At 45.0% G+C, this 8,214-nt stretch carries 9 protein-coding genes; 2 read left to right on the top strand and 7 right to left on the bottom strand.

The window, feature by feature from the left end; genetic code table 11:
- The 3 genes from WG8_RS28070 to WG8_RS06100 form a co-directional block, all read right to left on the bottom strand.
- Positions 1 to 346, bottom strand: a 346-nt coding sequence (locus WG8_RS28070; RefSeq protein WP_007429255.1) for a LytR/AlgR family response regulator transcription factor, incomplete at its 3' end; no start/stop codon positions are given.
- On the bottom strand, positions 339 to 3,482 hold the full coding sequence (locus WG8_RS06105) for an ATP-binding protein (protein WP_043890835.1): 3,144 nt from the start codon (positions 3,480 to 3,482) through the stop codon (positions 339 to 341). The genes WG8_RS06105 and WG8_RS28070, both read right to left, overlap by 8 nt.
- A gap of 357 nt (positions 3,483 to 3,839) precedes the next feature.
- A complete protein-coding gene (locus tag WG8_RS06100; protein WP_007429253.1) occupies positions 3,840 to 4,073 on the bottom strand; it encodes a helix-turn-helix domain-containing protein in 234 nt (77 codons plus the stop codon).
- Positions 4,074 to 4,268: 195 nt separating this feature from the next.
- Between WG8_RS06100 and WG8_RS06095 the strand changes: the two genes are divergently transcribed.
- The gene (locus tag WG8_RS06095; protein ID WP_007429252.1) at positions 4,269 to 4,640 is read left to right on the top strand and encodes a hypothetical protein; all 372 of its coding nucleotides are present in this window, start codon (positions 4,269 to 4,271) and stop codon (positions 4,638 to 4,640) included.
- A gap of 89 nt (positions 4,641 to 4,729) precedes the next feature.
- Here WG8_RS06095 and WG8_RS06090 read toward each other — a convergent pair whose 3' ends face one another.
- From WG8_RS06090 to WG8_RS06075, 4 genes are all read right to left on the bottom strand, one after another.
- A complete protein-coding gene (locus tag WG8_RS06090; RefSeq protein ID WP_007429251.1) occupies positions 4,730 to 5,317 on the bottom strand; it encodes a DJ-1/PfpI family protein in 588 nt (195 codons plus the stop codon).
- 118 nt (positions 5,318 to 5,435) lie between these two features.
- A complete protein-coding gene (locus tag WG8_RS06085; RefSeq protein WP_007429250.1) occupies positions 5,436 to 6,419 on the bottom strand; it encodes a hypothetical protein in 984 nt (327 codons plus the stop codon).
- A 3-nt stretch (positions 6,420 to 6,422) separates the two neighbouring features.
- Positions 6,423 to 6,602, bottom strand: a complete 180-nt coding sequence (locus tag WG8_RS06080) for an H-type small acid-soluble spore protein (RefSeq protein WP_007429249.1) — start codon at positions 6,600 to 6,602, stop codon at positions 6,423 to 6,425.
- Between the two features lie 56 nt (positions 6,603 to 6,658).
- Positions 6,659 to 6,898 (bottom strand): hypothetical protein, encoded by a 240-nt coding sequence (locus WG8_RS06075; protein WP_007429248.1) that lies wholly within the window; start codon positions 6,896 to 6,898, stop codon positions 6,659 to 6,661.
- Between the two features lie 225 nt (positions 6,899 to 7,123).
- On the opposite strand from WG8_RS06075, the gene ku reads away from it, so the two are divergent.
- Positions 7,124 to 8,056, top strand: a complete 933-nt coding sequence (ku, locus tag WG8_RS06070) for a non-homologous end joining protein Ku (protein WP_007429247.1) — start codon at positions 7,124 to 7,126, stop codon at positions 8,054 to 8,056.
- The last annotated feature ends 158 nt before the right edge of the window (positions 8,057 to 8,214 follow it).

Genomic DNA, 8,214 nt, shown 5'->3' with positions numbered 1-8,214 from the left:
ACCGGTTCGCCACCCGCTCGATCGCCCCAGGTGTCACGGGCTTCAAAATATAGTCGAAGGCATAAACCTTGAATGCATCCAGCGCATAATGCTGATAAGCCGTCGTGAAGATGATTTTTGTCTGCTCCGACGCTTCGTTAATATTTTCTGCGAGTTCCAGCCCGTTCATCTTTGGCATTTCCACATCGAGGAAAACAACATCTGGCCGAAGCTCAGGCAGGCTGGCCAGCGCCTCAAGCGAGCTTGTAAAAGCACCTATAATCGTAAAATACGGGTTTTGCCCGATGACGTGTTTCATTAAATTCAAAATCGGTATTTCGTCCTCCACAATGACCGCATTAAACAACCTCGCTCCTCCTTCGTTTACCCGACCCGGTCACTTTGTTATTCCTTACAGGCAAATGCATCGTTATTTTAGTTCCTATTCCCACATCGGAGCTGATGTTTAGCGTTGCCCCTGGCAGAGAGTCCAGACGCTTGCGGATATTATGGATGCCGATGCCGCAATCCTGCAGGTTTCCTTGAGACATGCGGTACAGTAGATCATTCGGTATACCGACACCGTTGTCTTCGACTTCCACCCGGATGTAACCGTCTCCCTCGTTGATCACAATTGTCACCTTGCCGTGGCCTTCCTTCTCGAACAAACCGTGCCGAATCGCATTCTCGACAAAAGGCTGGATGCATAAAGAAGGAATTTCCAAAAGCTTTATACGGTTATCGTAGTGAAATTCATAGTCGAACCTCTCTCCGAAACGGGCTTTCTCAATCTCAACATACGCCTCGATCAACTCCATTTCCTGATAGAGAGGAACGTACAGCGTGGAAGAATCCATGTCCAGAATGTAGCGCAAGTACTGACTGAGCATTGATAACAAGTACGCAGCTTTTTCCCCGTCCGTATAGCAAAATGAAATAACACTGCTCAAGGCGTTGTAGAGAAAATGCGGTTTAATCTGTGCTTGATGGAACGCCTGCTCATTGCGAATCGCTTCTTGGAGCGATGTTTTCACAGCGATCAGGGTCTGGATTCTGGCAATGAGCGTTTCCGCCTCAAACGGCTTGGTCAAATAATCGTTCGCCCCGGCCCTGAAGCCGAGCGCAATGTCTTGGGGCGTATCCTTAACTGTTGCGAATAAAATGGGCAGGTCGAGAATGGAGTAGCTGCTTCGCAGTCTCTGACACAACTCAATGCCCGAGATCCCCGGCATCATCACATCGAGAATGACAAGATCAACTTGCGGGTACTCTTCTATTTTCTCCAATGCTTCTTTTGCCGAGAAAGCGGTGACGACATTGTAGCGATGCCGTTTCAAAATATTCAACAAGGTGTGAATATTGGAGGCTTCGTCGTCAACAATCATTACGGTATGCTCGTGTCCATCCCAAATATTCAGCTCCTGATCCTTATCGGTATATCGCTGCTGCTCTTCCAGCGCATATGTCGTTTCACGATTAGCCGGTACTTGGACTGCGCTTGGCAATGTAAACGTCATACGCGTGCCTAGACCGACCTCCGACCAATCCACCCGAATTTCTCCACCCATCCGTTCGACCAACTTGCGGCTAATGTACAAACCAACGCCCATTCCTGTATATCCATCCTTTGGCAGCGGCCCATCGAGTTGCTCAAAATATTCGAAAATTACAGCATGTTTATCCTTAGGAATCCCTGTTCCAGTATCCTCGACAGAAATCGTTACGGTTCCTTTGGCAACGCTCGATACCACCTTGATCGACCCTTTGTCTGTATGCTTTATGGCATTGCTGACCAGATTGTACATGATTTGACGCAGCCGATTCTCATCCGCTTGCACCCAGACGTCGGGATCGACTTGATTATCCAGTTGCACAGCTTTGCCCAAAAGCTCAAATTGCAGTACATCGAATACAATCTGTGTTACCATTCTGGCATCCACAGCGGTCGGATGCAGACTCAGTTCCCCGTGCCTCAAGCGGGTAACATCGACTAAATCGTGAATGAGCATGGACAGCTTGATAGACGTATCCTTGATCAGCGAAAGATTCCGTTTTTGCTTCGGCGACAGATTTCTTTCCTCATCATCCAGCAAATAAGACGTCATATTCAGAATCCCATGCAGTGGAGTCTTGAGCTCGTGGGACGTATTCATCAAAAATTCGTCCTTGAGCTGATTGGAAATCTTCAGTTGATCTGAAAGGAGCTCCGTCTTCTCATAAGCATTCGAGAATCGAACCACGAGCAGGATATTCATGATGATGATGAAACAAACTACTCCGAGTTTTCCCAGCAGATCGGTCGAAACCATATTCTCCGAATAGAGGCTTCCGTCCACCAGAAAGATCATCATCGAAACGCTTCCGCCAATAAACAGCATTAATTCCTTCCGATCGGATGAGCCGCCTTGGCTTTGAATGTACAGATACGCCATTCTGCCAATAATGTATAGGATAACGATGACTAAGTAAAGAAAGAAAACGTATTTTACTTGGATATGCACACGGTAAGGCAGCACGACAACCGCCGTAATATATAGGCCTAACGGAGTCAGTATCAGCTTCATCATCCGAGACGACATAAGGCGGGCTTCAACTGAACTGAAAAACAGGATGAGCACCACAGCGCCGACAAATTCGCTTAAATCCAGCAGCTTGTAAGCAATGTCAAAAGGGAGGCCAGGCAGTACCCTCTGTAAAATCTTTTCGCCAAAAAGTGCTTTTTCCAATAAAAGCAGCAGCAAATACAGCCCGCTGAGCCAATATGTTTTCTCTCTTCGCCCTAGAAGGAAGAAACTGAGATGATACACACCAAACATGCCAAGAATAAATATAATTCCGATATCGGTGCCGATCTGTATACTATTTAGCTTCGTCACATCTTCAGCCAATCCGAACGGGATCGAGCCAGCAATACCACCGGTGACAAATACATAGTTAGATACTTGAATCACAATTTCGATTTCTTTGGTATCCGTGTGGAAAAACGCACTGTAAGGCGTATTTCCGGGCTGATGCGCCTTGATATCTACTGCTGGGCGCCCACTTTCGCCTTCTAACTTGCCGTTAATGAACAAGCGATGGGAAAGGCGAATACTCCTTATTTTTAAACCTAAAACTTCATCCGTATCTTTAACCAACACTTTCAACCGGTACGTGCCATACCCTGTTCGGTTCATACCGCCATTTGCTGATTTTCCTTTCCACGTACCAGGTACGGATAAATACGTGACCTCCTTACCTGTTCCTTGGTGAAAATCAGCAGGCTCCAGTAATTCGCCTTCATAAAATTCCCACTCTCCATCCAGATTGACCCATCCCTGCTTGTGAAAATCCCAATTCGACAAATCCAGCACTCCCCGCTTCACTGGCGGCATGTCCTGATTGGGTATCGTTTGGGAATAAATAGCGACGAACAACGCAATGGAGAGCGAAAAGATCAAGCCAATTCCGATGGCTTTGCGGTAATGCCCCCTTTTAATACATAGCCCCCCCTCAGAATCAATTCAACACTATTTATTCTATCATTATGCACTTCACGAAAAAATCAGAAGATTGGTATCAGTGACCCATTTTTTTATGACTTCCATCAAAAATCAGCTCATTAGATTACCAAACCCAAATGAACTGATCTTGGGTTTATACAAAAAACCCGCATAATCATTAAGATTAGCGGGAATCGGTTCATCTTTTAAGATATTCTGAATAAAAATGGAATTCAGGAAGTTTTGAAGCTCTTAATAAAATACTATAGGCAGTTCGTTCACTCGCAGGTTTACCAAACGACTCTATTAGACGAATTAAATCTTGATAGAGATTACAAAAAAAACCGTTGGAATCAAAATTCCAACGGTCCATATTATTTATTCAAAATTTTCTTTGACATTCGGCATGTACTCTAGAAGATCACCCGGAGTTACACCTAATCCTCGACATAATGCACCTAGCGTATCGTAATCTATCCGTTTGGTTGCGTTACCAGCAAGCGAAGTAATCGTGTTTCGACTCACACCTGTTAAATCCACTACATCTTTATTTTGCAGTCCCCGCTCTCGCATAATATCACCGAGGCGACAACGTATACTTAAAGGGTTCATAAAATTCCTCCAAAAAATAAGCACAGAATGTTGACATATAGAACAGTATTAGATATTATTCATTTATGCACAAGATGTTGACATATTGATATGTTAACTACTTTTTTATCTTCTGTTCATCGTAGCAAAACCTTTCGTTATTAGCAATATGTTACCGTTTCAAAATACAATAACTATCCAACAGGGGGTAAACATATGTTTATAAAAACAAAAACGAATTCATTCGTACTAGAACGGGCAGCGATGGTATTTGGACCTTATGATCAATCTCATAATTATGAGATATTTGAGGGGATCATTTACGACGGACAATACTTTTTTCACATAGAGGACGGGCGTTTGTGGCTTCGGCATGTGCTCAAAGTAGACCATCCTGAACATACCCACTTATTCGTTGACGGTGATAGCGGTGGACTCCAACTGGCAGAAAACATTCAGTGTGACCTTATGGAAGCTGTATCCGATACAATTGAAAGACTACATACTATGGACAGCATGACATTTCTAATTAACGAATTGCTGTGGCTAAACAATCGTGGAGACATCAAACTTAATTTTATTAAATAGCAATAAATAAGCATGCTTAGATAAGCTTGCATGACTCATCAGAAAAGAACAAATTGAAGTCACTTTTGATCCAGTTCACAAGTTTTTTGCTATCTCGCAAAGGGGTCATCATCTTTATTGGAATTCCAAATGTATTCAATTTGATTGGCTACCTGTTGAGCTTTTTCAAAATCAAACTGATCGGAAACAAAGCCTAAGGACATATCCATTCCAGCAGATACACCGGATGAAGTATAGAACTTTCCATCTACTACCCATCTTGCGTTTGGAATCCAGTTAACCTCTGTGTCAATGGATTTGACCCAATCAAAGGCTAATTTATTGGATGTGGCGCGCCTGTTTTTTAACAAGCCTGTTTTGGCAAGCAGCGCAGAACCCGTACAGACGGTTATACAAAAATTGGACTGTTCTGCAATCTCTTTGATCTGTTTCATAAATGTATCGTCATGGATTAAGCCCCTTGTCCCCTGTCCGCCCGGGATCATGAATATGCCATTGGGTTTTATTTGTGCAATGGGTTCTGTCACAATCTTGGTTTTTTGCCGGCTCTCAACAATTCCCCCGTCCATGGAGAAATATTTTAAGTCATAAACTTCTGGTAGGCGGCCAAAAATCTCAACGGGTCCGAATACATCCAGTGTTTCAAAATCATCGAACAAGAGTATGTTAAAGTCCATACGGCTCACTTCCTTCAAATATTAATCATACTATACCCCCCGTTTCCTGAATTAGACAATATAAAAAGCGCCTTTGCGGGCGCTTATTTTGTGTGCTTTAAGGCGGTCTGATACCCTTTTATGAGCGTAAAATCCAATTCGCCACCTGCTCAGCTACCTTTGGATGATTAAGATAGGCAAAGAAGTTGTGGGGATTGGTGCGACCGGTATGACTATCTTTCCAGAACGTATAGATAAGCGGCTGATCATTAATGCTTTCTATTAAATTCCGACTCAGCATCAGATAGAAATCATCTTCGATCGCAGCGTCATGCGCAATGTAATCATCCACGGCGTTAATGTTGGTCCAATGTCTGATATTTGCAGGATACATGCCATCGTCAGGCTCATTGGAATCATACAAGCTGCGCTTTACAGCAGGCTCGCCTAACGGATTACCCAATGTCAGCCATTCGTTAACCTTGTGTTCCCATAGATGCTTGTATTCACTCATACGTGAGAATTTCCATAATACATCGTAAGCCACCATGCACCCCATACTATGGGAAAGAAGCATTACGTCGTCTCCACTACTTAAAGCCTTGGCTAGAGGAGCCTGCAATCTTTCACGAATTTGGGAGCCTACTACACGGCTGGTCAAGTAAGCTCCCAGATCAGGGAGAAGCTTTTTGATAGCGCGGGTGCTCATACCAAACAAAGACAGGTAAGGGCTGAGTTTTTTTGCAGCATCATCATAGAAGTGTATGATGGGTTCGTTTGCTATCAGGAGCTCGTATTCCTCCGGGGTCATTTGATCGGTGGGTCGATTGATTAATTGCTGCATACTCTCGTCGTAAAAATGGTCTGGAACGTAGAAGTTCCCATCCTCTTCTTTTTCAAAAAGTTGTCCGTACCGAGGCCGGCTCTCTAATAAGAGGCGATTGTTGATATCTCCATAATAACTAAATGTCAGGGAAATATGCTCTTGCTCCAGCCTTTGATCCGCTTCCTCATTCACTCGACGCAATCCTGCGATCAGCGCCATTTTGATGAGACGAAGCATTTCGTCGCATTTGGGCTTTTTGTCACGACCATGGATAATGACCAGATGTTTAGTACCCATCTCCTATTGTTCTTTCAGACGATCCACACGGACGGTTTGAGTATTGCCAGGTCTGCTGCCTATCTGTACAGTTGCCATGCTGTTCGCTTCGTCTACATGCTCAATCCAGATCGGTTTTCCATCCAATTGTACGGCAATGGTATCGGGTGAATCGTAAATCGCTTTTGCTCGCTCTACATTCATGCTGTTCTCCTCCTGCTGATTGTTTTTGTGTGCATTCATTTAGAAATACAGGTGACCTAGTCCTCATCTATAATCCGTTCAACGTCCAATGAAGGGATGCTATGAGAAGGCGAACTTGAAACCACAGCCTCCAAATCCACATGACCCACAGCTACGGGAAAAGGCGGCCGAACTCCATGGGAAAGGGCAAACTCGGGCGGCAATGCATCCTGCTCGCCTCCAGCGGGGCCCCGAAAGGCGATATGACTCTGACCCACACGATGACTGATCTTCCGAGGATAGGATTTTCCGGGCATAAATTGTGTGCCTCCTTTTGAATCGGATATGCCTTACTATGCACCAAGAAAGCTGTAACCATGCGCAGGGAAAGCAATTCGCAGCCTTCATTTACACCTCATACAATCTTTTGTACGAAGCATACTAAGCGAAACCTTGCTAAGCGAAAAATGATATGCCCACAGCCGGGACGCCCGGAATCGAATGATACCAAATGCTGACTAAAGAAAAGGAGGACTGGCGGTATGCATACGGTCTGGAAAGGCGCAATCAGCTTTGGGCTGGTTCATGTGCCAGTTAAAATGTTTTCAGCTACAGAGGATAAGGATATCTCCATGCGCTACATTCATAAGGAGTGTGGAAGCCCACTGAGCTATGTACGGAAGTGTCCCGTTTGTGACAAGGAGGTTGAATGGGAGGAAATTGGAAAAGGCTACGAATATGAGAAAGGAAAATTCGTCATGTTCGACAAGGAGGAACTGGAGCAGATCAGCGGACAAGCCGATAAAAATATTGTCATTTTAGATTTTGTAGATTTGCAGGAAATTGATCCGATTTATTTTCAAAAAACGTATTATTTATCCCCGGATCAGGCTGGGTCCAATGCGTATAAGCTGCTCATGAATGCGATGAAGGATACCGGAAAAATCGGTATTGCCCAAATCTCCATCCGCTCCAAAAGCAGCCTGGCAGCAATTCGGGTGCTGGATGAATGCCTGGCAGTGGAGACGATGTTTTACCCGGATGAAATTCGCCCCATTGCTCAGGTTCCCAACTTACCGGGACAAGAGGAGGTTAAAGAGAAGGAACTGACGATGGCAAAGATGCTGATTGAGCAGCTATCTACACCTTTTGACGCAGCCAAGTATACGGATCAGTATCGCGAGCGTCTGCTGGATCTCATTCAACATAAAGTGGCTGGAGAAGAGGTGCGAATCGCTCCGAAACAGCCACAGACCAATGTCGTGGATTTAATGGCTGCCCTTCAGGCCAGTATCGAGGCCGTGAAGCCTGTCGTTACCGATCCTGGTCCTGGTACTCCCGGCCCTGCACCCGCGAAAAAACGCCCTACGCGTAAACCAGCAGCACCGACAGCACAGCAGGCGGTGGCGGGCGATGACATCTCTCCGGCTCCAGTCAAAAAGAGAAGAAGCACTGCCAAACGTAAAGAAACTTGATAAAGAAACCCGATAAACAAACTTGAGATCATACCATAAACTGGCTAAGGGGTGGCGGTGATACCGCTTTGGTACGACAATAGCTGGCTGAACGCCCCCCGCTCCTCTTGTACCAGCTGTCGATAGTTTCCTTGCTGTATGACCTCGCCTTGCTCCAG

Source organism: Paenibacillus sp. Aloe-11, assembly GCF_000245715.1.
Lineage (GTDB): Bacteria > Bacillota > Bacilli > Paenibacillales > Paenibacillaceae > Paenibacillus > Paenibacillus kribbensis.
The sequence above is the reverse complement of the archived record's forward strand: the minus strand, read 5'-3'. Positions and strand labels throughout refer to the sequence as shown.

Coding starts and splice junctions, on each gene's coding strand:
- WG8_RS06080 (WP_007429249.1), bottom strand. CDS start 6,602: ATGAATGTAGAGCGAGCAAAAGCGATTTACGATTCACCCGATACCATT.
- WG8_RS06085 (WP_007429250.1), bottom strand. CDS start 6,419: ATGGGTACTAAACATCTGGTCATTATCCATGGTCGTGACAAAAAGCCC.
- WG8_RS06100 (WP_007429253.1), bottom strand. CDS start 4,073: ATGAACCCTTTAAGTATACGTTGTCGCCTCGGTGATATTATGCGAGAG.
- WG8_RS06090 (WP_007429251.1), bottom strand. CDS start 5,317: ATGGACTTTAACATACTCTTGTTCGATGATTTTGAAACACTGGATGTA.
- WG8_RS06095 (WP_007429252.1), top strand. CDS start 4,269: ATGTTTATAAAAACAAAAACGAATTCATTCGTACTAGAACGGGCAGCG.
- ku (WP_007429247.1), top strand. CDS start 7,124: ATGCATACGGTCTGGAAAGGCGCAATCAGCTTTGGGCTGGTTCATGTG.
- WG8_RS06075 (WP_007429248.1), bottom strand. CDS start 6,898: ATGCCCGGAAAATCCTATCCTCGGAAGATCAGTCATCGTGTGGGTCAG.